Below are 24,265 nucleotides of genomic sequence, written 5' to 3' on the forward strand. Positions count from 1 at the left end.
GCCGGGATCGCACTCGCGATCACTCCGGGTAGTCGGGCGGTGGGGTTTTGGGCGCGCCGGAACCCGTGGCCTGGCGTGACCGCGACGATGGCGTGAGCCGTGTCGCGGGAGTCGCCGGAGGGTGGGCTGTACGGGAATTCCTTTTCTCCTGCGGGTTTCTGGCCCAGCAATAGGATGAAAAATCATCCTATGAATGGAATTTTTACGCCGTCCCCGTTGTGTGGGTCCCTTTCCGCGGCCGGCCGGCCGGACCGCACGCCCGCCGGCGGGCGTGGAGAGGGCGTCCGCCGTGGGACGGCCGGCTCCGATCGGACTTGACGGGGCGGCCGGCGCGATGGCCCGATTCTTGCGGACATTGGCACCCGGGCCACTCGTGGGGCCATGTCCGCGACCCCCATGATTGGGCCCATGTCAACGACTCTTCAGACGCGTGAGCGCGGACTGCATCGCGCCTGGATCGTGGCGGGAGTCGCGTTCGTGGCCATTCTCGGCGCGGCCGGATTCCGGGCCACGCCCGGGGTGCTGATCACCCCGCTCCAGCAGGAGTTCGGCTGGTCCCGGGGCACGATCTCGCTGGCCGTCTCGGTCAACCTCATGCTCTACGGCCTGACGGCCCCGTTCGCCGCCGCCCTCATGAACCGCTTCGGCATGCGCCGGGTGGTGGCGTGCGCGCTGCTGCTCGTCGCGGCCGGCAGCGGGTTCACCATCCTGATGAACGCCCCCTGGCAGCTCGTCCTGTGCTGGGGAGTCCTGGTCGGCCTCGGCACCGGGTCGATGGCCCTGGTCTTCGCCGCCACCCTCACCGAGCGCTGGTTCGTCCGCCACCGCGGCCTCGTCACCGGCATCCTCACCGCGGGCGGCGCCACCGGGCAGCTCATCTTCCTGCCGATCCTCGCCCACCTCGCCGCCGCCCAGGGCTGGCGCTCGGCCGCCGTCACGGTCACCGTCGCCGCCCTCGCCGTGGTCCCCCTGGTCTGGTTCCTGCTGCGCGACCGCCCCGAGGAGGTCGGCACCACCGCCCTGGGGGCCGATCCCGGCGCGGCCGCCCCCGCCCCGCCCGTCAGGACCGGCGGGGCCGCCGCGCACGCGCTCACCGTGCTGTGGACGGCCGCGCGGACCCGGCCCTTCTGGCTGCTCGCCGGCGGGTTCGCGATCTGCGGGATGAGCACCAACGGCCTGGTCGGCACCCACTTCATCCCCGCCGCCCACGACCACGGCATGGCCGAGCCGACCGCCGCGGGGCTCCTCGCCCTGGTCGGGATCTTCGACGTCGTCGGGACCGTCGCGTCCGGCTGGCTGAGCGACAAGGTCGACTCGCGGGTCCTGCTCGGGGCCTACTACGGGCTGCGCGGGCTGTCGCTGATGGTCCTCCCCAGCCTGTTCGGGGCCACCGCCGAGCCCAGCATGCTCGTCTTCATCATCTTCTACGGCCTCGACTGGGTGGCCACCGTACCGCCCACCGTGGCCCTGTGCCGACAGATCTACGGCTCCGAGGGCGCGGTGGTGTTCGGCTGGGTCTTCGCCTCTCACCAGGTCGGCGCGGCCGTCGCCGCGGTGGGCGCGGGACTCGCCCGCGACCACTTCGGCGCCTACGACCTCGCCTGGTACGCCGCCGGATTCCTCTGCCTGATCGCGGCCCTGATGTCGGTCGCCATCGCGAAGAAGGCATCCTTGAGAGCGTGAACGAGCGGAACAGGTCAGTCGGCGGGCAGGACAGCGGATCGGTGGCACGGCGAGCGGGGGCCTCGTGACCGGCCAGAAAGTGCTACCGCTCGTGGTCAGGATCGAGCGGGCGGCCCCTCCGGAGCGCACCGACGCCCTGGAGGCGGCCGCGCTGGCCGTGCTGACCCTGCTCGACGACCCCCGGGCCCGCGGCGAGGGCGAGTGGACCCAGGCGGTCCGCTCCTGGGAGGAGATCGGGATCAGGAAGGTCGTCCGGCGGGCGCGCGGGGCCGAGTGGCGCCGGGTGCTCGACCTGCCCGGCATCACGGTGACCTCCGGCACCGCCGAGGTGCGGGTCCACCCGCCGGTGCCCCTCGACGACTGGCCCAAGGACCTGTCCAGGCTCCAGGTCTCCGGCACCGAACTGACCGACCCGGCCCCGCCGGGACCGGCGGGGGAGGTGACGCTCTGGATCAACCCGGAGCTGGAGATGTCGGCGGGCAAGGCCATGGCCCAGGCCGGGCACGCGGCCCAGCTCGCCTGGTGGGGGAGTGACGGGCCGGCCCGGCAGGCGTGGCGGGAGCGGGGACTGACGGTCTCCGTGCGGACCGCCGACCCCGCCGGATGGGCCGCGCTGACCGCCTCGGGGCTGCCGGTGGTCCGGGACGCGGGGTTCACCGAGATCGAGCCCGGGTCCTGCACCGTCGTCGCGGACGCCCCGTGGCTGCGCCAGGGCGGCTTCCGGCCCGCGGCCTCAGGCCCGCTCAGGTCATCCTGACGATGTCGGCGAGTACCCCTCCCCCAGGGGCCGGCCGGGCCTCCGACGGGCCGTCGCGGAACGTCAGACGCTCGACGGTGGCGGTCTCGTCCCCCGCCGCCCAGAGCCCGGGACCGTCGACGCCGACGGCGGACAGATCGGGGTGGGTCCTCGCCTCACGCGAGGTGGCGTGGAACCGGAGTTCCACCTGACGTTCTACGGACATCCGCGAATCATCGCAGGTAGGTGTCCCCTCGCAGTTGGGAGGCACTCGTTCCCGAAGTGTGATGGGGATCGCGCACGAGAAAACCGGATTTGTCGTACGCTCCCGATCGTGCTCGATGGGTTGGGTGGGACTCCGGGGACCCGGGGGACGGGTTCCGTACCGACGTATGTGACCGCGGAGGCGGACACGTCGGAGCTGCCGAAGGTCACCGTCGACGACCGGTCGAGGCCGCCGGCCACCCCGTCGAGGTCGCCGATCAAGAAGTCCCGCATCGGTGACCTGCCGATGCGCGTGATCTACCGGATCCTCGCCGTGGCCACCGCGGTGGTCGTGGCCGCCGTCGCGGCCGTGGTCGGTTTCACCTACTCCGGCTCCCCAGATCAGCCGGGCGAGGGAGCGTCGGGGCAGATCGCCGCGCCATCTGCCGCGACGCCCTCGCCCGGTGTCAGCTCGCCGGCCGCGCCCTCTCCCACCGCTCCCTCCCCCACCGCGTCCCCGGCCCAGGCGTCCCTGTCGCCCTCGCCGACCGCGAGCGCGGCTGGCTCGCAGGGGCCGAGCGCGGCGGTGGTGGTGGCTCTGGCCGACCCCCGCGTCCCCGAGCTCCCGCGTGACAGGCGCCTCGGCCGGCTGCCCGGCAAGGAGCACAAGACCAAGCGCCGCCTGCAGGACGCCAAGTCGGGAGTCTCGCTGGCCCGGCTCGGCAAGCCGTGGAAGGTCTTCGGCGCCTCGCCGTTCGCCACCCGGCAGGTGCTGCCGAGGGCGAAGGGCGTGCCCACCCGGGCGATGCTCGTGAGCTGCCCCGTGCCGATCAAGGTGCAGGAGAGCCCGAAGCACACCGCCCTGCTGGCCGCCCGCTGGACGCTCAACCACCACCCCAAGGGCTCCAGGATCGGATGGACCGCCTCCCAGCCGATCAAGGACGGCTGGCTGCTCGGCTACCGGGTGACGTACAAGGTCAAGGGCAAGACCCGGCTGTCCATGGCCGCCGTCGCCGTGACCGAGGTGCCCGGCGCCAAGCCCGCCATGGTCTTCGTGACGATCCCCGACGCCCAGCGGAAGAACTGGCGCGACATCAACACCGCGATTTCCTCGATCAGATTGAAGTAGGCACTGGCTGGGCAGGAATCGCCTTGTTCATCCGGCCTGATGGAAATCGGGGGATTTCATGGCCGATCTCTCCGCCGTCCGGAACGACTCCGCCGCCTGCCGCGACCTCGCCACGGCCGGACAGGACACGGGCCGCTCCTCCGGATCCCCGGCCGGGCCGCCGACCCGCCGCGCGGGCGCCGCGGGCCGGGCCCGCGGCTGAGGACGCCGGGCCCAGGGCGATCTCCGCGGGGGTCGGGCCGGGGCCCTGGAGGGAGGAGTCGTGGAACGACCGGCGTCTCCGGAGCGCAGGGGACCCGACGCCGAAGGGCGCGACAGGGAAGACCAGCCCAAGCCGTGGCGGTCCGAAGGGCTGCCCGGCGAGCCACCGGCCCCGCAGCGCCCGAAGATCAACTGGAAACGCTTCCTGCTCACACTCCTGGTGGTCTACGCGGGTTTCTTCCTCATCTCGTCGATCTTCGACAGCGGCGGGGTCGAGACGGTCTCCTACACCCAGTTCCTCCGGCAGGTGCAGGCCGGCAACGTCAAGGACATCTACGCCAAGGGCTTCTCCGTCCAGGGCGATCTGAAGAAGGCCGCCCAGGATCCCGACAGCGACAACCGCGGCTACACCAAGTTCTCCAGCGAGATCCCGGTCTTCGCCGACGAGGGCCAGCTCTACCGGCAGCTCGTCGCGGGGGGCGTGGAGATCAAGGCCGAGCCGGTCACCGGTGACCGCGGCTTCGTGGTCAACCTGCTGCTGTCACTGCTGCCCGTGCTGCTGCTGGCCGGCCTGTGGATCTGGTTCATGCGCCGCTCGGCGGCAGGCATGGTGGGCGGCGGAGGGCTGGGCGGCCTGGGCGGCATGGGCAGGTCCAAGGCGGCCACGCCGGTGGAGGCGGGCAAGGTCCGGGTCGACTTCGACGACGTCGCCGGCATCGACGAGGTGGAGAACGAACTCGCCGAGATCGTCGACTACCTCAAGGAGCCCGACAGGTACCTCAGGCTGGGCGCCAAGCTCCCCAAGGGCGTGCTCCTCGCCGGCCCGCCCGGCACCGGCAAGACCCTGCTCGCCCGGGCGGTCGCGGGCGAGGCCGACGTGCCCTTCTTCTCGGCGGGCGCCTCGGAGTTCATCGAGATGATCGTGGGCGTCGGCGCGTCACGGGTGCGCGAGCTGTTCGAGGAGGCCCGCAAGGTCGCCCCGTCGATCATCTTCATCGACGAGATCGACGCGATCGGCCGGGTGCGCGGCGGCAGCACGATCGGCGGCCACGACGAGCGCGAGCAGACCCTCAACCAGATTCTCACCGAGATGGACGGCTTCACCGGCTCCGAGGGCGTCATCGTGATCGCGGCCACCAACCGGCCGGAGATCCTCGACCCGGCGCTGCTGCGGCCCGGCCGCTTCGACCGGACCGTCACGGTCTCCGCGCCGGACGCCGGTGGGCGGCTGGAGATCCTCAAGGTGCACACCCGCGGCGTGCCGCTCGCCGACGACGTGAACCTGGAGCGGCTCGCCAGGGCCACCCCCGGCATGACCGGCGCCGATCTGGCCAATCTCGTCAACGAGGCCGCGCTGCTCGCCGCCAAGCGGGACAACGCCGAGGTGCGGGCACGCGATCTCGCCGACGCCCTGGAGAAGATCCTGCTCGGTACGGCCCGCGCGCTCGTGATCCCGCAGGAGGAGCGCAGGCGCACCGCCTACCACGAGGCGGGCCACGCGCTGCTCGGCATGCTCCAGCCCGGGGCGGACCCGGTCAGGAGGATCTCGATCATCCCGCGCGGCAGGGCGCTCGGCGTCACGCTCTCCACGCCCGACACCGATCGTTACGCCTACGACGAGAAGTATCTGCGCGGCCGGATCATCGGGGCCCTCGGCGGCATGGCCGCCGAGCAGGTCGTCTACAACCTCGTCACCACCGGCGCGGAGAACGACCTGGAGCAGGTCACCATGATCGCCCGGGGCATGGTCGGCCGCTGGGGCATGTCCTCCAGGATCGGCCCGCTGACCATCCTGCCGAGTTCCGCCGACGGCCAGCTCACGGCCGCTCCGGCCACCCTGGCTGCCGTGGACGAGGAGACCCGGCGCATCGTGGACGAGTGCTACGGGGTGGCCCTGCGCGTCCTGAGGGAGAACCGCGACCGCTTGGACGCCATCGTCATCGCCCTGCTGGAGCAGGAGACCCTGGGCGAGGCCGAGGCATATGCCGCCGCGGGACTGCCGCGCGGCGGACAGACGGAGTGGGGCGGGGAGGCGGCAGGAGGGACACGACGGGAAGGCGAGAAGGAGCGGTGAAGGGGAGCGAGGACTGCGGGGGAAGCGGGGGGAGGGCGGGGGCTGTGGGAGAAGGCGGAGAAGGAGAAGCGGGGTGATACGGGGAAGCGGGAGATGCGGGGGAGGGCGAGGAGAGGACGAGGAGAGGACGAGGAGAGGACGAGGAGAGGTGGTCGACCCGCGCTAGGCTCGATTGACGTGACCCAGATCGTTCTCGCCTCCGCTTCGCCCGCCCGCCTCGCCCTGCTCCGCAGCGCCGGACTCGACCCCAAGGTGATCGTCAGTGGGGTCGACGAAGAGGCCGTCACCGCAGACACCCCGAGCGAGCTCTGCCTCACCCTGGCCCGCGCGAAGGCCGCTGTCGTGGCCCGCGACCTGACCGAGGGCCTGGTCATCGGCTGTGACTCGGTGCTGGAGCTCGACGGCCGGGCCTACGGCAAGCCGTCCTCGGCCGAGGAGGCCGTCTCCCGATGGCAGGGCATGCGCGGCCGTGAGGGCCGGCTGCTCACCGGCCACTGCGTGATCGACGCCGCCGACGGGCGGGAGGTGGCCGAGGCGGCCGCCACGGTCGTGCGTTTCGGCACCCCCACCGACGCCGAGATCGCCGCCTACGTCGCCACCGGCGAGCCCCTCGCCGTCGCGGGCGCCTTCACCCTGGACGGCGCCGGCGGCTGGTTCGTCGACGGCATCGACGGCGACCACGGCAACGTCCTGGGCATCTCCCTGCCCCTCCTGCGCCGCCTTCTGACCACCCTCGGTGTCTCCGTGCCCGCCCTCTGGCAGCACGCCTGACCGCACCGCCTGTCCCGCGCCACGTCGCATCTGTCTCGCGCCGCGCCGCGCTCGCGGTGGCTACGGCGGGCGCCGGCCCGCCCGCCGTCCGGGTCCCGTTCCCCTAGGGAGGGGGCCGCCACGGCGGCCGGTGCCCCGATCCGCCGCCCGGGGCCGTCGCCTTCTCGGGCAGGGACCGCCACGGCGGGGGCGGGGCGGGCGGTGGTCCCCGGTGCCGTCGCGCGGTGATCCACCGATCCCGCTAATCTTCCGGGCATGGGTCATCTCCGCTCCTTTATGGACGGCATCGGGTTGTTTCTGCAGGGGCTGCGCTGGGTCGCGCGGAACCCCAGGTGGTGGCTGTTCGGGTTGATCCCCGCTCTGATCGTGTCCGTGCTCTACATGGTCGGCCTCTACTTCCTCGGCACCAACGCGGGAGACATCGCGGAGTGGGCGACGCCGTTCGCGAGCGGGTGGGGCGAGGCGGCACGGAACGCCCTCCGGGCCCTGCTCGGGCTGGTGATCTTCGGAGCCGGGCTGGTCCTGTCCGTGGTGACCTTCACCGCGGTGACCCTGATCGTGGGAGACCCTTTCTACGAGAAGCTCTCGGAGAAGGTCGAGGAGACCTACGGCGAGGTGCCGAGCGGGTATGAACTCCCGCTCTGGAAGTCGATCCCCAGGTCCATCAAGGACAGCTTGATCACTCTCGGATACGTCCTGCTGTTCACCATCCCGCTGTTCTTCCTGGGCTTCGTGCCGGTGGTCGGGCAGACGGTGGTGCCGGTGCTGGGCGCCCTGGTCTCGGGTTTCTTCCTCACGGTCGAGCTCACCACGCTGGCCATGGAGCGCCGCGGCATGGCACGCAAGAGCCGTTTCGCCCTTCTCCGGAGGAACAAGGCCGTGGCTCTCGGCTTCGGTGTGCTCATCTTCCTGCTCTTCCTCATCCCCCTGGGCGCCGTGGTCGCGATGCCCGCTGCCGTCGCGGGCGGCGCGATCATGGTCCGCACGCGCCTGGCGCCCGTCGCCTGAGCTCTCCCTCCGTTCACCCCGCCGGGCTGTGGACAGCCCGCGACTCTCCACAGAGCGCGGTTCGGCGTGCAGGCGCGGGGCGCGATCCGGCGAAGCTCTGGGCCATGACAACCGACATCCCGGCCCCGCCTGCCGACCGGCCCCGCCTGCTCCTGGGCTCCACGGAGGAGGTCCTCGGCGCTGTCCCCTACCTCGTGGGGTTCCACCCCGCGGACAGCCTGATCGTGATCGGACTGAAGGGGCGGCCGTCCCGGAGCCGGCTCCATCTCACCGTCCGGTGGGACCTCCCTCTGGCCGCTCCGAACCTCGACCGGATCATCCCGCTGCTCCGCGCGGAGAGGAGCGGCCAGGTCATCGTCATCGGCTACGGCCCGGGCCAGCTGGTGACGCCCGCCGTCGACATGGCCGTCACGCTGTTACGCAGGAGCGATGTCACAGTCGTCGACGCCCTCCGGGTGGAGGACGGCCGTTACTGGTCCTACCTCTGCTCCCGGGCGGACTGCTGCCCGGTGGACGGCACGCCGTACGGACAGGAGGCAGGTGTGATCGCGGCCGAGGCCACCGTGCACGGACTGGTCGCCCTGCCCGACCGGGAGACCCTGGAACGCTCGCTCGACCCCGTCGGTGGAGCCGAGAGGCTGGCCATGCGCCGGATCACGGCCCGCGTCACGCGGGAGTTGCGGGACAGGCTCGCCGGATGCGGAGACGTCGAGGGGCTCGCGGCGGAGTTCGTCGCCGACGGGATGGCCCGGGTCCGCGCGGCGATCGGCACCTACGCCTCCGGCGGGCGGCTCGACGACGAGCAGGCGGCCAGGCTCGGACTGGACCTGGCGGTGATCCGGATCCGCGACGAGGCGTGGGCGCTCGTCACCGACGGCACCCACGACGTCCACCGCAGGCTCTGGCATGACCTCACCCGGCGGCTGGAGCCGAGATTCGTGCCCCCGGCGGCATCCCTGCTCGGCGTGGTCGCCTGGCGCGACGGCGACTCCGCGCTGGCCGGTGTCGCGCTCAGCCGGGCCCGGGCCGTCGACCCGGGTTACTCGATGGCGGATCTGCTCATGCACGCACTACACCATCTGCTCCCGCCGCACGCGCTGACCGACAGGATGCCCACCCCCGAGCAGTTGGCGGAGGAGATGGGCAGCCCCCGGGCGGTCTGGCTGCTCCCCATGCTCGCCTTGCTGGAGGAGCCGGAGCCGCCGTCGGGGTGATCGATCAGTCCTCGGCGCGTCTGCGGCGCTCGTTGTAGGCCCGCATCCGGGGCGGATAACCCGTCAGCTGCACGTCATAGACGGGGAGGGCCAGGTCGCGGGCGACCTTGCGGATCACCGCGGGCGAGCCGACCCGGCGCCGGGTCCACTCGCCGTCGTCGGCGATGGCCATCGCGGTGGTGTCCGTCGCGAAGGTCTCCGGCTCGACGTAGAACTCCACGCCACGACGCGACTTGGCGAAGGCGATGAGCGCCTCGACGTCGGCGTCGGTCGCCTCACGGTCGAACTTGGCGATCTTCGGCCCGCGCAAACGCCTCAACCCATAGCGATCCCGCCATCTCATGACTCCTTGTATACCTCTCCCGGACGTTTCATGGTGGGAGGCCAGGGTGGACTCTAAGGGACATCCAAGGGTTCATCCGGATGGACCGGACGGAAATCAGTGACAAATATGAAAGGCAAAGCGGCGACGAAAGGGATGTCGGTTCCATGGCAGGCAGAGCGACACCAGTGGCGAGCCCATGGCACGGAGGCGTGCCGGCACCCGGCGTGAGGCCCGGCCACGCCGACCTCAGGGTGAGCAACCAGGACCGGGAGCAGGTGGTCGAGCACGTCAAGGCCGCCTACGCGGAGGGGCGGTTCGACAAGTTCGAGTTCGACGACCGGCTGGAGCGGGCGATGACGGCCCGCGTCCATGGCGACCTCATGCCGATCATGCACGAGCTGTACGGCCCGCGCCCGGTCGCCCCCATGCCCTACCCGCCCGGCCGGACGGTGCCGGGCCACCATCACAACGTGCGGGCCGACACGGGGGGAGATCGCCTGGGCGCGGCGGCGGCGCACCTGCTCCCGCTGGCCGGCCTGTTCGTGATCGGCCCGCTGATCATGCTGCTCGCCGCGGGCAAGACCTCGCCCTACATCCGCAAGCACGCGGTGGAGGCGCTCAACTTCCAGCTCACCCTGCTCGGGGCCACCGTCCTGCTGGCGATCACCGTCGTGGGCCTCGTCCTGATGCCCGTGCTCTGGATCGGAGGCGTGGTCCTGTCCGTGGTCGGAGGCATGGCGGCGCTGGGCGAGGGCGACTTCCGCTACCCGCTCACGCTACGCCTGGTGAAGTAGGACCGCCCGGAGCCGCCCAGGGCGAGCCGTAGGTGCCCCCCGATCTGCCGGTAGGCGGTCAACGGGCCACAGCCGGTGGGCGGTCGCTGGATCAAGCCCGGTAGGCAGTTACCGGGCCGCAGCCGGTGGGCCGGCGCTGGACCAGCTGGTAGGAGGCCGCTGGATCAGCCCGGTAGGCGGCTACCGGGCCATAGCCGATAGGCGGTTACTGGATCAGCCGGCAGGCGGCCATCGGATCAGGGGCGGGTCGCGGTGGATCGCGCGCTGCGGCCAGGGCAATGCGTCAGGGCGCTGTCAGGGCGCTGCCGGTGACCCCAGCAGCCAGCCGATCACTGCGAGGGTGAGCATCGACAGCGCGGTGCTGGTGATCACCGCCCCGCGCGCCACCGAATCGGCCTGACCGTATTCGCGGGCGAAGATGTAGGCGTTCTGCGCGGTGGGGAGGGCGGCGCAGACCACCAGCGCGAGCAGCTCGGCCGGGCGGAGCTGCGCCAGCAGTCCGAACAGATATGCCAGCAGCGGCTGGACCAGCAGTTTCAGGGCCGACAGCGCCAGCACCTCGGCCCGCTCGCCCGCCAGACCCGGGCCGCGCACGGTCAGGGAGAGACCGAGGGCGACCAGGGCGGCGGGCACGGCGGCGTCGCCGAGCAGGGCGAGTGGCCCGGTGATCATCGTGGGTGGCTGCCAGCCGGAGGCCGAGCAGAGCGCGCCGGCGGCCAGGCCGAGGATCACCGGGTTGCGCAGCGGCAGCCCTGCCAGCCGGGCCGGCCGGAGCCGCCGGTCGGCGCCCCGGTCCAGGAGCGCGAGCACCAGGGGGGTGATCACCATGACCTGGAACAGCAGCACCCCGGTCAGGAAGGTGGCGTCGCCGAGCACCTGCAGGGTGACAGGGATGCCGAGGTTCGCGGAGTTCACGTAACCGGCGGACATCGCACCGATCGTGGCCTCGCCGGGCTTCCGGCCGAAGAACCGGCGGCTCAGAACGGCGCCCAGGGCCATGGTCACGGCGGTGCCGGCGGCGAAGGCGCCCAGCGCGGACCAGCTGAACGACAGCCGGGTCCGCATGAGAACGGAGAACAGCGCGGCCGGCATCGCGAGGTGGAAGACGAAGGCGCCGAGCACCCGGTCGGCCTCCGCGCCGAGCAGCCGGAACCGTCCGGCCAGGTAGCCGAGCAGTGTCAGTGTCCAGATCGGGGTGAAGGCCGCGATCAACGAGTGATCACCCCAATCTCCTTGCACCGGCAGGAGTCGAGCGTATCCTGCTCGATCTTGACGGCCGGCGGCCGGGCCGTTCCGCATCCGGCCCGGCGGGCCGGGGCCGAGGGAGCCCAGGGGACTCAGGGCTCCGTGCTCGGCCTGGGGCATGCCGGTGTCGATGCTGACGCATCCGCCCCGGCGGGCCGCGGTCAGGTGCCGAGGACCTCATACTTGACCCGCATGACCCCGGCGCCGATGCTGCCGATGGCGGAGAAGGCGGCCTTGGACAGGTCGAGGCAGCGTCCGCCCACGTAGGGGCCACGGTCGTTGATCCGGACCGTCACCGACTCGCCGTTGGCGGGATTGGTCACCCGGACCCTGCTGCCCATGGGGAGAGTCTTGTGCGCGGCGGTCATCGCGCCGGGGTTGAAGCGCTCGCCGCTGGCCGTCATCTGCCCCTCCGCGTAGTAGGAGGCGCCGCAGGTCCCGGTGGAGACCACGTGAGTCTTCGGCCTGGAGGCGACCTTCTTCGGGGTGCGGGTCCTGTCGGTCTTCGGCGCGTTCTCCTTCCTGGCGGTGACGGCGTCGTCGCGTACGGCCTCCGCCTTGGGAGCGGCCGTGCTCTCCTTCCTGGGGGCGGCCTTGGGGGCGCCGGTCCTGGTCGGGACGGCCGCAGTGCTCGGTCCGGCCGGAGCCCGGAGAGGGGCGGACGGACCCGCGGAAGGACTGGCGGACGGCCTGGCGGACGGTGAGGTGATCTGGTCGGCGGCGGCCGTCGCGCTCCCGCTCACCGGACTCTGGGAAGGCGTGGAGCCGTCCGGGGCGGTGCCGGGGGACTGGGCACCTGGCTGCCGCGCGCTGGTCAGAGCGGCGGAGGCGGCAGTCTGAGAGGCGTCGCCGCCGGAGGAGACGGCCCAGGCGGTGGTCGAGGCCACGGCCACCACGGTGACGCCGGCGGCCAGCGCCACCAGGCGCCGCTTGCTCATCAGCGCTTTCTTGGAGGACGGCGTGTCGGGGGACGGGGTGTAGGAGTGCAGGCCCAAGGAAACCACGGTCCAAAATCGGGGGCAGGGCAGGGGAGGGCCGTACGGGGCAGAGGAGGTGGGGGATACGCGTCGGCCGATCCCAGGGCGGGGCACAGGGGTGTTTCCCGCGTAATGCGGTTGACCATATGCGACAAACAGGTAGTAAAGGCAAGTTAATGTCGCAAGGGTGACTTATGTCACCTGGTCAAGAGAACGTGACGGATCGGTGGGTGATCCGCCTCCCTGGTGCAATGCCGGCGGATGTGGTCAGAGCATCAGTGAGCGCACCATGTCGACGGTGTCGGCCTGGTCGGCGGTCTTGTCGGGGCGGTAGCGGATCACCCGGGCGAAGCGGAGTGCCATGCCACCGGGGTAGCGGCTGGACTGCTGGACCCCGTCGAAGGCGATCTCGACGACGAGAACCGGGGGGAGGGCGACCACCCAGCCGTCGGTGGGGCCCTCGGCGAGCTCGAGGAAGCGCTGGGTCTGCCAGGCGAGCAGCTCGTCGGTCAGGCCCTTGAAGGTCTTGCCGAGCATGACGAACCCGCCGGTCCGCGGGTCGCGGGCGCCCAGGTGCAGGTTGGAGAGCCTGCCCTCGCGGCGGCCGCTGCCCCATTCGGCGGCCAGGACGACCAGATCGAGCGTGTGGCGGGGTTTCACCTTGATCCAGCCGGCGCCACGCCGCCCGGCGGCGTAGGGCGTCTGCAGCGACTTGACCACCACGCCCTCATGGCCGGCCCTGATGACATCTGCGAAGAACGCCTCACCGCTCGCGACGTCGTCGGTGACCAGGCGGGGGGTGACCAGCTCCGGCGGCACGGCCGCGGCCAGCGCCGCGTGGCGCGCCTCGCCCGGCAGCTCCAGCAGGTCGGCGCCGTCCACCCGCAGGGCGTCGAAGAAGAACACGCGCAGCGGGGTCTTCGCGCGGACCTGGGCCACGTCGACGCGGCTGGACACGCGGCCGGAGGTGATCTGGAAGGGCTCGGGGCGGCCGTCGGGGCGTAGCGCGATGACCTCGCCGTCCAGGACGAGGTCCTGGGAGGGCAGGGCGCGGACCGCCTCGACCAGCTCGGGCACCCGGGCGGTGATGTCGTCGAGGGTCCGGGTGAAGACGCTCACCGTGTCGCCGGAGCGGTGGGCCTGGACCCGGACGCCGTCGAGCTTCCACTCGATCGCGGCCGGGCCGCCGAGCTTGCCCAGGGCGGCGGCGACGGAGGTGGCGCTCTGCGCGAGCATCGGCGACACCGGGCGGCCGACCTCCAGGTGGAAGGCCCGCAACGCCTCGACCCCGCCGCTGAGCGCGGCCGCTCCCACGGCCGGCAGCCAGCCGCGGAGGGTCAGCGCCCGCCGGACCTCGGCCGTCGGCACGGTGGACGCCTTCGCGATGGCCTCGATCATCACTCCGTCCAGCGCGCCCTGCCTCAGCTCGCTGCGGAGCAGCCGCATCATGAAGGTCTGCTCCTGGCGGGTGAGCGCGCCGAACAGCTCGGTGACCAGGGATCTGCGCGCGGCCTGGGAGCCGGGGCCCGCCTGGGCCTTGATGCGGTCGAGGAGGTCGTCGACCTGGCGCAGGGTGGCGGTCGCGGCCAGGCGCGGATCGGGCGGATCCTGCAGGCCGGCCCAGCCCACGCCGATGTGGCGCTGGGGCAGCTCGCCGGAGAGGTAGGCGATGGCGATCTCGGCCTCGTCCGGTCCGACCCGGCCGAGCAGCTCCGCGAGATGGCCGATCTTCGTCAGCCTGGCGGAGTCGGCCGCCACGGCCGTGGAGGTGCGCGCAAGGTCGATCAACAACACAAGGCCCAGCCTAAAAGCTGGGGGTGACATTCCGGGAGAGTGGAGCTCCGCTTTCCGGAGCGGTCCAGCCACGGGGAACGGGCCACCCCTGGCAGCGGGGTGGCCCGTCACGGGGACGTCAGCTGACGCCGAGCAGGTCCACGACGAAGATGAGCGTCTCGCCCGGCTTGATGCGGGCGCCCGCGCCGCGGTTGCCGTAGCCGAGGTGGGGCGGGATGGTGAGGCGGCGGCGGCCACCGACCTTCATGCCCGCGACACCCTGGTCCCAGCCCGCGATGACCTGGCCGCCGCCCAGCTGGAACTCGAAGGTGTCACCGCGGTTCCACGAAGCGTCGAACTCCTCGCCGGTGGAGAAGGCGACGCCGACGTAGTGCACGCTGACCTGGTGCCCCGGCTTGGCCTCCGGGCCGTCCCCCTCGACGATGTCGACGATCTGCAGCTCGGTGGGCGCGTCGCCCTCCGGGAAGTCGATCTCCGGCTTCTCCAGTGCCACGTGGCTCTCCTTGATCGGATACGTGCCGGCCTATTTCCGACCGGCCGGACGACTCTACGGGGTCCGGCGGCCGTATGAGAGGCGGAGGGACGCGACGGCCCCGGCGTCGTACTCTCGAGGGGACCCGTGGAGATCTCCCAAGGGGACCCGTGGAGGTGGGATGCGCAAGCCGTACACCCCGGAGGAGATCCTCCTCACCGGGAAGGTCGCGGTCGTCACCGGTGCGGCGCGGGGGCTCGGGCGGGCGATCGCGGAGAGTCTGCGGGAGTTCGGCGCGGAGCTGGCGCTGTGCGACCGGGATCCGATCGACGGGTTCGACACGCTCACGATGACCATGGACGTGCGGGACCCGGTCGCGCTGGAGGTGTTCGGCCAGGCGGTGCGGGAGCGGTTCGGGCGGGTGGACGTGCTGGTCAACAATGCCGGCGGGACCTTCCACGCGGCCTTCGCCGAGACCTCCCCGCGGGGCGAGAGCACGCTGATCGCGGAGAACTTCACCCAGGTGACCGCTGTGATCAGGCAGTTTCTGCCGCTGATGGCCCCGGGGGCGTCGATCGTCAACGTCACCTCCAGCGAGGCACACCAGGCCGCGCCCGGGTTCGCGGTCTACGCCGCGATGAAGGCGGCCGTGGAGAGCCTGACCCGCTCGCTCGCGCTGGAGCTGGCTCCTCGGAGGATCCGGGTCAACGCCGTCGCGCCCGACGCGCTCCCCACCGGGGGAGAGGAGGCCGTGCGGGAGCGCATGGCGGCGGACCCGCTGCCCTTCGAGCCGGTACGGCTGCCGCCGCTCGGCCATCTGGGCGACCCTGCGGAGGCCGGGGCCGCCGTGGTGTTCCTGGCGAGCGAGATGGCCGGGTTCGTCACCGGGACCACCCTGCACGTGGACGGCGGCATCCACGCCGCGGGGGGCTGGCGGCGCACCGGGCCTTGATCGGAAACGCTGGGGAGCGCGGCGACACCGGTGACGTCGCCTGCGAGCACTACTTCCACTACGCCGACGACGTCCGGCTGATGAGCGGGCTGGGCCTGGGCGCCTACCGCTTCTCCGTCGCCTGGCCCCGCGTCCAGCCCGACGGCACCGGCCGGATCAACCCCCGTGGCCTGGACTTCTACAGCCGCCTGGTCGACAGGCTGCTGGAGGCCGGGATAACGCCGTACGCCACCCTCTACCACTGGGACCTGCCCCAGGCCCTGGAGGACGCCGAGGCGGTCAGGCGGATCGACGCCCTGCTCACCCGGCAGTTCCTCGACCCCGCGCTGCGCGGGGAGTATCCCGCGGAGCTGCTCGCGATCGCCGAGCGCAACGGCGGCCTCGCGGACATCCGCGACGGCGACCTCGGGACCGTCAACCAGCCGATCGAGACGATCGGCATCAACTACTACAACCCTTGCGTGGTGGAGTCGGGGCCCGGCGAGGCGGCCGACGCGGCATGGCCGGGCAGCGAGGACGTCCGGTTCCGCACGGTCGACGTGCCGGTCACCGCGATGGGCTGGCCGATCGTGCCCAACGGGCTGTCCCGGCTGCTCCTGCGGCTGGCCGACGACTATCCCGGGGTCGGCCTGGTCGTCACCGAGAACGGCGCCGCCTTCGACGACGTCGTGGAGGACGGCCGCGTCCACGACGCCGGCCGGACCGGCTACCTGGACGGCCACCTGCGCGCCGTGCACGCCGCGATCGCGGAGGGCGCGGACGTGCGGGGCTATCTGGTCTGGTCGCTGCTGGATAATTTCGAGTGGGCCGAGGGCTACCGGCGTAGGTTCGGCATCGTGCATGTCGACTTCGCCACGCAGCGGCGCCTGCTCAAGGACAGCGCGCTGTGGTACCGCGAGGTCATCAAGCGGAACGGACTGCTGGGGGATTAGATGAGACGACCCACCTTGGAGGCGGTCGCCGCCCGTGCCGGAGTCTCCCGGTCGACCGTTTCCCGGGTGGTGAACGGCCAGACCACGGTCACGCCGGACATCCGTGAGGTGGTGCTGCGGGCGGTGAACGAGCTGGGCTACGTCCCCAACGGCGCGGCCCGCAACCTGGTCACCCAGCGGACCAACTCGATCGCACTGGTCGTCTCGGAGCCCCCGAACCGGGTGTTCTCCGACGACCCGATGTTCTCCACCGTGATCCGCTCGGCCAGCATCGAGCTGGAGGCCGTCAACATGCAGGTCGTCCTGCTGCTGGCCGGGTCGCCGGAGAGTCACGCCCGGGTGGAGCACTACATCGCCGGCGGTCACGTGGACGGCGTCATGCTCGTGTCGAGTCATGGCGCCGACCCGCTGCCCGTGGCGCTCACCCGGCTGCGCGTCCCGGTCGTCTCGTACGGCAGGCCCGCGGTGCCGGTCGCCATCCCGTACGTGGACAGCGACAACGTGAGCGGCGCGGCCACCGCCGTACGTCACCTGCTGGAGCGGGGGAGGCGGCGGATCGCCACGATCGCCGGGCCGCTGGACATGATCGGCGGCCAGGACCGGCTGGCCGGCTACCGGCAGGTGCTCCACGACTCCGACCGCCGCTCCATCATCGCGGTCGGCGACTTCACCCGGGAGTCCGGCGCGGTCGCGATGCGCCAGCTCCTGGCCGACGACCCGGAGCTGGACGCGGTGTTCGCCGCCAACGACCTTATGGCGATCGGCGCCATGCACGCGCTGCGGCAGGCGGGACGCCGGATCCCCGACGACGTGGCCGTCGTCGGCTTCGACGACATCGAGGCCGCCCGCTACACCGACCCGCCGCTCACCACCGTCCGCAACCCGCACGCGGAGCAGGCCGCGGCCATGGTCCGCCTGCTGCTCGGTCTCCTGGAGGACGGCCCCACCGACCCGTTGATCATGCCCACGGAGCTCGTCGTCAGGACTTCCTCGTAGACTCCCGCACCACCAGCTCGGTGGGGAGCACCACCGGGGTCCCCTCCTCCTGCTTCAACACCATACGGGCCAGCCGCCGCCCCATCTCCACGGTCGGTTGCCGGACGGTGCTCAGCGGGGGGTCGGCGTAGGCCGCGGCCGGGATGTCGTCGAAGCCGACCACGGCGACGTCGCCGGGGATCCGGCGCCCCGCCCGGCGCAGTGTCCGCAGCGCGCCCAGCGCCATCAGGTCGTTGGCCACGAACACCGCGTCCAGCTCCGGGTCGTCGGCCAGGAGCTGGCGCATCGCGACCGCGCCGGACTCCCGGGTGAAGTCGCCGACCGCGACGATGGAGCGGCGGTCGGAGTCGCGCAGGGCGTCGCGGTAGCCGGTCAGCCGGTCGATCCCGGCGATCATGTCCTGGGGGCCCGCGATGGTGGCGATCCGGCGGCGCCCCTGCTCCACCAGGTGCCGGACCGCGCGTTCGGCGCCCCCGGTGTTGTCCATGTCCACGTATGGAAGGTCGCCGGGCACGCCGGGCCGCCCGCCGCAGACCACCGGGACGCCCCCGCCGGGTCAGGATCCCCGGCAGCGGGTCGGCGCCGTGCATCGACGCGACGATCACGCCGTCGATGTGCCCGTTGGTGGCGTAGCGCTCGACCCGGTGGTAGCTGCCGTCCGGGCCGGTGAGCATCAGCACGAGCTGCTTGTCGGCCTTCTCGATCTCCAGGCTGACTCCCCGGATGATCCCGGCGAAGGTCGGGTCGTCGGAGAAGACGCGGGTGGCGGGCTCGGGGAAGACCAGGGCGATCGAGTCGGCCCGCTGGGTGACCAGGCTCCGCGCCGCCTGGTTGGGGACGTAGCCCAGCTCCTCCACGGCGCGGTTGACCGCCTCGCGGATCCGCGGGGCCACCCGGGGGGAGCCGTTGATCACCCGTGAGGCGGTCGCCCGGGACACTCCCGCCCGGGCGGCCACCTTCTCCAGAGTCGGTCGGGCCCTCACAGCCCGTTCCGGCGGACGACGTCGCGATACCACAGCGCGCTGTCCTTGGGGGTGCGCCGCTGCGTGGTGTAGTCGACGTGCACGACGCCGAACCGCTTGGCGTAGCCCTCGGCCCACTCGAAGTTGTCCAGCAGCGACCAGACGAGGTATCCGCGCAGGTCCGCGCCGGCCTCGATGGCGGCGTGGGCGGCGCGCAGGTGCCCGTCGAGGTAGGACAGGCGGCCGGTGTCGTGGATCTGGCCGTCCTCCACGACGTCGTCGAAGGCGGCGCCGTTCTCGGTGATGATCAGCGGGGTGCCGGGGTAGTCGCGCGACAGCCGTACCAGGAGGTCGGTCAGCCCGAACGGCTGGACCGGCCAGCCCATCGCGGTCCTGGGCACGTCGGGGCGGGGGAAGTCGATCCCCTCGCTGCCCGGATAGGTCGGGTTGGCGGGCGCGCCGGTGCGGGCGGCCACGGTCTGCGGGTGGTAGTAGTTCACGCCGAGCAGGTCGATCGGCCGACCGATGGTCTCCAGATCGCCGCCCTCGACGAAGGACCAATCGGTGAAGCGCTTGGCCCGTTCCACCACGTCGGCGGGGTATTCCCCGCGTAGCACGGGGTCGAGGAAGATCCGGTTCTGCAGGCCGTCGACGATGGAGACCGCCTCGGCGTCGTCGCCGAGCACGGGGGCGAGGTTGAGCGTGATGCCGATCCGGCCCGCGCCCGCCGCGCGCAGTGCCCCGACCGCCAGCCCGTGGCCGAGCAGCAGGTGGTGGGTGGCGGCGAAGCCCAGCCCCGGCTCGGCGCGGCCCGGCGCGTGGATGCCCGAGGCGTAGCCGAGGAAGGCCGAGCACCAGGGCTCGTTGAGCGTGGTCCACGTTTCGACCCGGTCGCCCAGCCGCGAGTGTACGATCGCGGCGTATTCGGCGAACCGTTCGGCGGTCTCCCGACTGGTCCAGCCGCCCCGATCCTCCAGGGTCTGCGGCAGGTCCCAGTGGTAGAGCGTCGCGATCGGGGTGATGCCGGTCCCGTGCAGCTCGTCCACCAGGCGGTCGTAGAAGTCCAGGCCGCGCGGGTTGACCGGGCCGGAGCCGTCGGGCTGGACGCGAGGCCAGGAGATGGAGAAGCGGTAGGCGTGCAGGCCCAGGTCACCCATGAGGCGGACGTCGTCGGGGTAGCGGTGATAGTGGTCGCAGGCCACGTCGCCGGTGTGCCCGGCGTGCACCTTGCCGGGGGTCCGGGAGAAGGTGTCCCAGATGGAGGGGCCCCTGCCGCCGTCCCGCGCCGCGCCCTCGATCTGGTAGGCAGCGGTGGCGGCGCCCCAGATGAAGCCTTCGGGGAACCTCAGCACGCCGGAGTCCTCAAGAATGTAGGACTTTTCGGCGGACATGGTCATCTCTTCACCGCTCCATTCTGTTCCGGGAAGTGTGAGAGCGCTCTCTTTGGAGCATCATGGCTGTCTGAGTTACCTGTCAAGAAAATGGGGACTGTAACTGTAATATCACAGTTATTGACAGCGGGAACGCGGGCGGACAATTCTTCCAGAGAGCGCTCTCACACTTCCCGGCAACCATATGGAGGAAGGTCCATGTCGCTCCTTTCACGGACCAACCGCGTCACCTTGGTAGCGAGCACCGTCGGACTGGCGTTGGCCGTGGCCGCCTGCGGATCCACGGAGCCCAAGCCGTCGGCCGGCGGGGACGGCGGTGCGTCGGCCGAATGCGCGGCCTTCAGCAAGTACGGCAAGCACGAGGGCAAGACCGTCAGCATCTACTCTCCGATCCGCGACACCGAGGCCGACCTCTTCGAGCAGGCGTGGAAGCCGTTCGCGAAGTGCACCGGGATGAAGATCACCTATGAGGGCACCGGCGAGTTCGAGGCCCAGATCCAGGTGCGCGCCGACGGCGGGAACCCGCCGGACATCGCCTTCTTCCCGCAGCCGGGCCTGCTGGAGCGTTTCGCCAAGGCCGGCAAGCTCAAGCCCGCCTCGGCCGAGGTGAAGCGGCTGACCGACGAGGGCTGGTCGCCCGACTGGGCCAAATACGCGACCGTCGGCGGCACCTTCTACGGCGCGCCGCTGGGCGCCAGCGTGAAGTCCTTCGTCTGGTACTCGCCGAAGATGTTCAAGGAGAAGGGCTGGACCGTCCCCACGACCTGGGACGAGCTGATGACGCTCTCCAACACGATCGCCGGCACCGGCATCAAGCCGTGGTGCGCGGGCATCGAGTCGGGTGACGCGACCGGCTGGCCGGCCACCGACTGGATCGAGGACGTCCTGCTCCGGGAGATCGGTCCCGAGGGCTACGACGACTGGGTGAGCCACAAGCTCGCCTTCAACGACCCCAAGGTCGTCGCGGCGGTCGACAAGGTCGGCGCCATCCTCAAGAACGACAAGTTCGTCAACGGCGGCTACGGCCCGGTGAAGTCGATCGCCAGCACCGCCTTCCAGGAGGGCGGCGTCCCGATCACACAGGGCAAGTGCGCGCTGCACCGCCAGGCGTCCTTCTACGCCAACTTCTGGCCCGAGGGCACGAAGGTGGCCGAGGACGGCGACGTGTTCGCCTTCTACCTGCCGGGCAACGACCCGGCCAAGAAGCCGGTCCTCGGCGCGGGCGAGTTCGTGGCGGCCTTCACCGACCGGCCCGAGGTCCAGACCGTGCAGGCATACCTCGCCTCGGCGGAGTTCCCCGCGGCCCGGATGAAGCTGGCCACCTATGTCACCGCGCGCAAGGGCGTCGACCCGGCCCTGGCGCAGAACCCGATCGACAAGCTCTCCATGCAGATGCTCCAGGACCCGGACACGGTCTTCCGGTTCGACGGCTCGGACCTGATGCCGGCCGCGGTCGGTGCCGGCACCTTCTGGAAGGGCATGACCGACTGGATCAACGGCAAGGACACCAAGACGGTCCTCGACTACATCGACGCCTCCTGGCCTAAGTCCTGATATTTACCGATATGTCCGGCTCCGCGTAGCCTGCGGGGCCGGGCACGTCGCCCTTCGGCACGATCCTTCCGGGAGATCCCTCCGATGGACTTCGACTTCGCGGCCGAACAGCCCAAGCTCATCCAGCTGTTGATCGGCGTCGCCGCGTTCCTCGCGGTGGTCGCGGTGGTCCTGCTGCTGGTCGACCGCGTCCCGATGCGGCGTCGGGCCTGGCCGCACGCGACGATCCTGCTGCTGCCCGCCCTCGTCCTGCTCGGCATCGGCCTGGTGGTGCCCGCCGTACGGACGACGCTGCTGTCGTTCATGAGCGGCGACGGTCAGCAGTGGGTGGGCCTGGACAACTACGCCTGGATGTTCACCCAGCCCGAGGCCCTGACCGTGCTGCGCAACACGCTCATCTGGGTCCTGCTCGTGCCGTTGCTGGTGACCTCGGTCGGCCTGGTCTACGCGGTCCTGGTGGACCGCACCCGCTTCGAGTCGATCGCCAAGTCGCTGGTCTTCCTGCCGATGGCGATCTCCTTCGTCGGCGCGGGCATCATCTGGCGGTTCGTCTACGCCTACCGCGCCGAGGACCAGGACCAGATCGGCCTGCTCAACCAGATCGTGGTGAGCATGGGGGGCGAGCCCCAGCAGTGGCTGCAGGAGCCCCCGCTGAACACGCTGTTCCTGATCGTGGTGATGATCTGGATCCAGGCGGGCTTCGCGACGGTGGTGCTCTCCGCTGCGATCAAGGGGATCCCGGCGGAGATCATCGAGGCCGCCCGGCTGGACGGGGCGGGCCCGCTGCAGATGTTCTTCCGGGTGACGCTGCCCTCCATCCGCTCGGCCGTGATCGTGGTCATGGTCACCCAGTCGATCGGCACGCTGAAGCTGTTCGACATCGTCCGCACGATGACCGGCGGCCAGTTCGACACCAGCGTCATCGCCAACGAGATGTACAACCAGGCGTTCCGCTACGGCGAGACCGGCAAGGGCGCGGCGCTCGCGGTCTTCCTGTTCGCCCTGGTGACGCCCATCGTGATCTACCAGATCCGGCAGCGCCGGGAGGTCCGGTGAGCGGGTGGAGCGAGCGAGCCGACCTGCACGGCGCCACGGGGACGTGGCCGGCGAAGGAGTCCGCGTGACCACACTGACCCAGACCGTGGCACGGGCCGGGGCCGTCACGGCGCCGCAGCGTGTCAGGCGGCGGCTGACGAGCCGGGTCGCCAGCGCCGTCGCGATCGTCATCGCGGTCCTGTGGACCACCCCGACCTTCGGCCTGCTGCTGTCGTCGCTGCGCCCGGAGGACCAGATCAAGTCCACCGGCTGGTGGACCTTCTTCTCCGACCCGCAGCTCACGCTGGAGAACTACCAGCAGGTGCTGTTCGGCACCTCCTCGTCCTCCGGCCAGATGGCCAGCTTCCTGATCAACTCGGTCGTCATCACGATCCCCTCGGTGCTCCTCCCGCTGGCCCTGGCCACCTTCGCCGCCTACGCGCTGGCCTGGCTGCCCTTCCGGGGACGCGAGTGGATCTACATCGGCGTCTTCGCGCTGCAGATCGTGCCGCTGCAGATGGCGCTGGTCCCGCTGCTGTCGTTCTTCTCCCAGGGGGTTGACGTCTTCGGCGTCCAGGTGCTGCCCGCCTGGGACCTGGAGGGTCCTGCCCGCTTTGTCCAGGTCTGGTTTGCGCACACCTGTTTCGCGCTGCCGCTGGGTATCTTCCTGATCCACAACTTCATGGCCGAACTGCCCGGCGAGCTCATGGAGGCCGCCAGGGTGGACGGCGCCAGCCACGGCACGGTCCTGCGCAAGCTCGTCCTCCCGCTGGTCGGCCCCGCCCTGGCCAGCTTCGGCATCTTCCAGTTCCTCTGGGTCTGGAACGACCTGCTGGTGGCCCTGATCTTCGCGGGCGGCACCGCCGAGAACGCCCCCATGACGGTACGGCTGGCGCAGATGGCCGGCACCAAGGGCAACGAGTGGCAGCGCCTGACCTCGGGCGCGTTCGTGTCCGTGATCATCCCGCTGATCGTCTTCCTGTCGATGCAGCGCTACTTCGTCCGGGGGCTGCTCGCGGGCAGCGTCAAGGGCTGATCCGGGGCCGTGGGCCCGGTGACGGCGTCGTGGTCGGAGGTCGCGGGCCCCGGGACGGCGTGGTGGCCGGGCGCGGCGGGCTCGGTCGCCGCCGTGTGCTCCGGGGCCGGGTGCTCCGGGACGGCGTGGTTGCCGCGCGCCGTGGGCTGCGCGGCGGCCGGATCGTAGAGCCCGGCCGACGGCGGCACCTCGACGACCATGGTGTCGGCGGGGCCGGGGGCGCCGTCCATGACGGCCCGGGCGTGGTCGAGGTGCGAGGCCGCGACCAGCACGTCGTAGCGGCCGGCGACGATGGCGCTGCGCGAGGCGAAGTCCCGCTTGCCGTGGGTGAAGAAGTGGTTGATGAACCCGAACGCGGCCCCCATCACGGCGCCCCAGAGCGCCGCCCAGAGCACGAGAACGATGAACGACATCGTGGTCGAGGTGAACAGCCCGAGGAACATCCCCACCACGGCGCCGAAGGCGGCGCCGCTGCCCGCCCCGGCGAGCGCGGCGCGCCCGTTGGTCATCCGGCCGGTGACGGTCTCCTCCAGTTTCAGGTCGCTGCCGACGATCGCCACGTGCTCGACGGGGAAGCCCGCGTCGGAGAGCGAGTCCACGGCTCGCTGCGCGGCCAGGTAGTTGTCGTAACCGACCAGGACCCTCCGGTCGACGACGACCTCGGTGGCCAGGGGGGTGGAGAGCTCTGCCATGTCCGTCCGCCTTCCCGTGTGTGGGGGTTGAATCCGGTCTGGCGACTACCCGGCGGCCGGGCGACAATGCGCGATTTCCCGGTGGACC

At 71.3% G+C, this 24,265-nt stretch carries 22 protein-coding genes and 2 pseudogenes; 15 read left to right on the top strand and 9 right to left on the bottom strand.

Translation table 11 applies throughout. The annotated features are described in order from the left end of the window. The first annotated feature begins 408 nt into the window (after nucleotides 1-408). Together J2S55_RS27375 and J2S55_RS27380 are read left to right on the top strand one after the other, a co-directional pair. Nucleotides 409-1,683 carry an MFS transporter gene (locus J2S55_RS27375; protein ID WP_306866606.1) on the top strand — a complete coding sequence of 425 codons (1,275 nt, stop codon included), beginning with the start codon at nucleotides 409-411 and terminating at the stop codon, nucleotides 1,681-1,683. Nucleotides 1,684-1,747: 64 nt separating this feature from the next. Next, complete coding sequence (locus J2S55_RS27380; RefSeq protein ID WP_306866609.1) at nucleotides 1,748-2,440, top strand: aminoacyl-tRNA hydrolase; 693 nt, start codon at nucleotides 1,748-1,750, stop codon at nucleotides 2,438-2,440. On the opposite strand, the gene J2S55_RS27385 is transcribed toward J2S55_RS27380, so the two are convergent. Further along, nucleotides 2,427-2,645 carry a DUF3616 domain-containing protein gene (locus tag J2S55_RS27385; protein ID WP_306866612.1) on the bottom strand — a complete coding sequence of 73 codons (219 nt, stop codon included), beginning with the start codon at nucleotides 2,643-2,645 and terminating at the stop codon, nucleotides 2,427-2,429. The two genes, J2S55_RS27380 and J2S55_RS27385, sit on opposite strands and share 14 nt — an antisense overlap. Before the next feature lie 108 nt (nucleotides 2,646-2,753). Between J2S55_RS27385 and J2S55_RS27390 the strand changes: the two genes are divergently transcribed. The 6 genes from J2S55_RS27390 to J2S55_RS27415 all read left to right on the top strand — a co-directional run bounded on the left by J2S55_RS27390 (nucleotide 2,754) and on the right by J2S55_RS27415 (nucleotide 9,020). After that, nucleotides 2,754-3,752 carry a hypothetical protein gene (locus tag J2S55_RS27390; RefSeq protein WP_306866614.1) on the top strand — a complete coding sequence of 333 codons (999 nt, stop codon included), beginning with the start codon at nucleotides 2,754-2,756 and terminating at the stop codon, nucleotides 3,750-3,752. A 58-nt stretch (nucleotides 3,753-3,810) separates the two neighbouring features. Beyond that, nucleotides 3,811-3,954 (top strand): hypothetical protein, encoded by a 144-nt coding sequence (locus tag J2S55_RS27395; RefSeq protein ID WP_306866615.1) that lies wholly within the window; start codon nucleotides 3,811-3,813, stop codon nucleotides 3,952-3,954. A gap of 60 nt (nucleotides 3,955-4,014) precedes the next feature. Further along, complete coding sequence (gene ftsH / locus J2S55_RS27400) at nucleotides 4,015-6,027, top strand: ATP-dependent zinc metalloprotease FtsH (RefSeq protein ID WP_306866616.1); 2,013 nt, start codon at nucleotides 4,015-4,017, stop codon at nucleotides 6,025-6,027. 177 nt (nucleotides 6,028-6,204) lie between these two features. After that, a complete protein-coding gene (locus J2S55_RS27405) occupies nucleotides 6,205-6,798 on the top strand; it encodes a Maf family protein (RefSeq protein ID WP_306866618.1) in 594 nt (197 codons plus the stop codon). 255 nt (nucleotides 6,799-7,053) lie between these two features. Further along, a complete protein-coding gene (locus tag J2S55_RS27410; protein ID WP_306866621.1) occupies nucleotides 7,054-7,806 on the top strand; it encodes an EI24 domain-containing protein in 753 nt (250 codons plus the stop codon). Nucleotides 7,807-7,910: 104 nt separating this feature from the next. Further along, on the top strand, nucleotides 7,911-9,020 hold the full coding sequence (locus J2S55_RS27415; RefSeq protein ID WP_306866623.1) for a DUF4192 domain-containing protein: 1,110 nt from the start codon (nucleotides 7,911-7,913) through the stop codon (nucleotides 9,018-9,020). A 4-nt stretch (nucleotides 9,021-9,024) separates the two neighbouring features. On the opposite strand, the gene J2S55_RS27420 is transcribed toward J2S55_RS27415, so the two are convergent. Beyond that, nucleotides 9,025-9,363 (bottom strand): hypothetical protein, encoded by a 339-nt coding sequence (locus tag J2S55_RS27420; protein WP_306866626.1) that lies wholly within the window; start codon nucleotides 9,361-9,363, stop codon nucleotides 9,025-9,027. Between the two features lie 191 nt (nucleotides 9,364-9,554). On the opposite strand from J2S55_RS27420, the gene J2S55_RS27425 reads away from it, so the two are divergent. Further along, on the top strand, nucleotides 9,555-10,139 hold the full coding sequence (locus J2S55_RS27425) for a DUF1707 and DUF4870 domain-containing protein (protein ID WP_306866628.1): 585 nt from the start codon (nucleotides 9,555-9,557) through the stop codon (nucleotides 10,137-10,139). Nucleotides 10,140-10,433: 294 nt separating this feature from the next. Here J2S55_RS27425 and J2S55_RS27430 read toward each other — a convergent pair whose 3' ends face one another. From J2S55_RS27430 to J2S55_RS27445, 4 genes are all read right to left on the bottom strand, one after another. Then, entirely contained in the window at nucleotides 10,434-11,351 is a 918-nt protein-coding gene (locus tag J2S55_RS27430) for an AEC family transporter (RefSeq protein ID WP_306866631.1), read from the bottom strand. A 194-nt stretch (nucleotides 11,352-11,545) separates the two neighbouring features. Then, entirely contained in the window at nucleotides 11,546-12,379 is an 834-nt protein-coding gene (locus J2S55_RS27435) for a septal ring lytic transglycosylase RlpA family protein (protein ID WP_306866634.1), read from the bottom strand. 249 nt (nucleotides 12,380-12,628) lie between these two features. After that, nucleotides 12,629-14,155 (bottom strand): ATP-dependent DNA ligase, encoded by a 1,527-nt coding sequence (locus tag J2S55_RS27440; protein WP_306866637.1) that lies wholly within the window; start codon nucleotides 14,153-14,155, stop codon nucleotides 12,629-12,631. A 118-nt stretch (nucleotides 14,156-14,273) separates the two neighbouring features. Next, nucleotides 14,274-14,648, bottom strand: a complete 375-nt coding sequence (locus tag J2S55_RS27445) for an FKBP-type peptidyl-prolyl cis-trans isomerase (RefSeq protein ID WP_306866640.1) — start codon at nucleotides 14,646-14,648, stop codon at nucleotides 14,274-14,276. Nucleotides 14,649-14,808: 160 nt separating this feature from the next. On the opposite strand from J2S55_RS27445, the gene J2S55_RS27450 reads away from it, so the two are divergent. The 3 genes and pseudogenes from J2S55_RS27450 (at nucleotide 14,809) to J2S55_RS27460 (ending at nucleotide 17,507) form a co-directional block, all read left to right on the top strand. Further along, complete coding sequence (locus J2S55_RS27450) at nucleotides 14,809-15,579, top strand: SDR family NAD(P)-dependent oxidoreductase (RefSeq protein WP_306866643.1); 771 nt, start codon at nucleotides 14,809-14,811, stop codon at nucleotides 15,577-15,579. A 20-nt stretch (nucleotides 15,580-15,599) separates the two neighbouring features. Further along, a pseudogene (locus J2S55_RS27455) lies at nucleotides 15,600-16,511 on the top strand (glycoside hydrolase family 1 protein); the annotation flags it as partial. Next, nucleotides 16,512-17,507 carry a LacI family DNA-binding transcriptional regulator gene (locus tag J2S55_RS27460; RefSeq protein WP_306866648.1) on the top strand — a complete coding sequence of 332 codons (996 nt, stop codon included), beginning with the start codon at nucleotides 16,512-16,514 and terminating at the stop codon, nucleotides 17,505-17,507. Here J2S55_RS27460 and J2S55_RS48380 read toward each other — a convergent pair. After that, a pseudogene (locus J2S55_RS48380) lies at nucleotides 17,491-18,490 on the bottom strand (LacI family DNA-binding transcriptional regulator). The gene J2S55_RS27460 and the pseudogene J2S55_RS48380 sit on opposite strands and share 17 nt — an antisense overlap. Beyond that, the gene (locus tag J2S55_RS27480; protein WP_306866658.1) at nucleotides 18,487-19,866 is read right to left on the bottom strand and encodes a GH1 family beta-glucosidase; all 1,380 of its coding nucleotides are present in this window, start codon (nucleotides 19,864-19,866) and stop codon (nucleotides 18,487-18,489) included. The pseudogene J2S55_RS48380 and the gene J2S55_RS27480 overlap by 4 nt, the downstream one beginning before the upstream one ends. Nucleotides 19,867-20,058: 192 nt before the next feature. On the opposite strand from J2S55_RS27480, the gene J2S55_RS27485 reads away from it, so the two are divergent. The 3 genes from J2S55_RS27485 (at nucleotide 20,059) to J2S55_RS27495 (ending at nucleotide 23,485) form a co-directional block, all read left to right on the top strand. Continuing rightward, entirely contained in the window at nucleotides 20,059-21,414 is a 1,356-nt protein-coding gene (locus tag J2S55_RS27485) for an ABC transporter substrate-binding protein (protein WP_306866662.1), read from the top strand. 84 nt (nucleotides 21,415-21,498) lie between these two features. After that, nucleotides 21,499-22,470 carry a carbohydrate ABC transporter permease gene (locus J2S55_RS27490; RefSeq protein WP_306866665.1) on the top strand — a complete coding sequence of 324 codons (972 nt, stop codon included), beginning with the start codon at nucleotides 21,499-21,501 and terminating at the stop codon, nucleotides 22,468-22,470. 64 nt (nucleotides 22,471-22,534) lie between these two features. Then, the gene (locus tag J2S55_RS27495; RefSeq protein WP_306866668.1) at nucleotides 22,535-23,485 is read left to right on the top strand and encodes a carbohydrate ABC transporter permease; all 951 of its coding nucleotides are present in this window, start codon (nucleotides 22,535-22,537) and stop codon (nucleotides 23,483-23,485) included. On the opposite strand, the gene J2S55_RS27500 is transcribed toward J2S55_RS27495, so the two are convergent. Further along, nucleotides 23,443-24,177, bottom strand: a complete 735-nt coding sequence (locus J2S55_RS27500) for a YflT domain-containing protein (protein WP_306866671.1) — start codon at nucleotides 24,175-24,177, stop codon at nucleotides 23,443-23,445. The genes J2S55_RS27495 and J2S55_RS27500 overlap by 43 nt on opposite strands. Nucleotides 24,178-24,265 lie beyond the last annotated feature (88 nt).

This window comes from Streptosporangium brasiliense (genome assembly GCF_030811595.1).
Classification (GTDB): Bacteria; Actinomycetota; Actinomycetes; order Streptosporangiales; family Streptosporangiaceae; genus Streptosporangium; species Streptosporangium brasiliense.

Coding starts and splice junctions, on each gene's coding strand:
- J2S55_RS27450 (WP_306866643.1), top strand. CDS start 14,809: ATGCGCAAGCCGTACACCCCGGAGGAGATCCTCCTCACCGGGAAGGTC.
- J2S55_RS27500 (WP_306866671.1), bottom strand. CDS start 24,177: ATGGCAGAGCTCTCCACCCCCCTGGCCACCGAGGTCGTCGTCGACCGG.
- J2S55_RS27410 (WP_306866621.1), top strand. CDS start 7,054: ATGGGTCATCTCCGCTCCTTTATGGACGGCATCGGGTTGTTTCTGCAG.
- J2S55_RS27485 (WP_306866662.1), top strand. CDS start 20,059: ATGTCGCTCCTTTCACGGACCAACCGCGTCACCTTGGTAGCGAGCACC.
- J2S55_RS27490 (WP_306866665.1), top strand. CDS start 21,499: ATGGACTTCGACTTCGCGGCCGAACAGCCCAAGCTCATCCAGCTGTTG.
- J2S55_RS27395 (WP_306866615.1), top strand. CDS start 3,811: ATGGCCGATCTCTCCGCCGTCCGGAACGACTCCGCCGCCTGCCGCGAC.
- J2S55_RS27415 (WP_306866623.1), top strand. CDS start 7,911: ATGACAACCGACATCCCGGCCCCGCCTGCCGACCGGCCCCGCCTGCTC.
- J2S55_RS27460 (WP_306866648.1), top strand. CDS start 16,512: ATGAGACGACCCACCTTGGAGGCGGTCGCCGCCCGTGCCGGAGTCTCC.
- J2S55_RS27420 (WP_306866626.1), bottom strand. CDS start 9,363: ATGAGATGGCGGGATCGCTATGGGTTGAGGCGTTTGCGCGGGCCGAAG.
- J2S55_RS27480 (WP_306866658.1), bottom strand. CDS start 19,866: ATGACCATGTCCGCCGAAAAGTCCTACATTCTTGAGGACTCCGGCGTG.
- J2S55_RS27375 (WP_306866606.1), top strand. CDS start 409: ATGTCAACGACTCTTCAGACGCGTGAGCGCGGACTGCATCGCGCCTGG.
- J2S55_RS27385 (WP_306866612.1), bottom strand. CDS start 2,645: ATGTCCGTAGAACGTCAGGTGGAACTCCGGTTCCACGCCACCTCGCGT.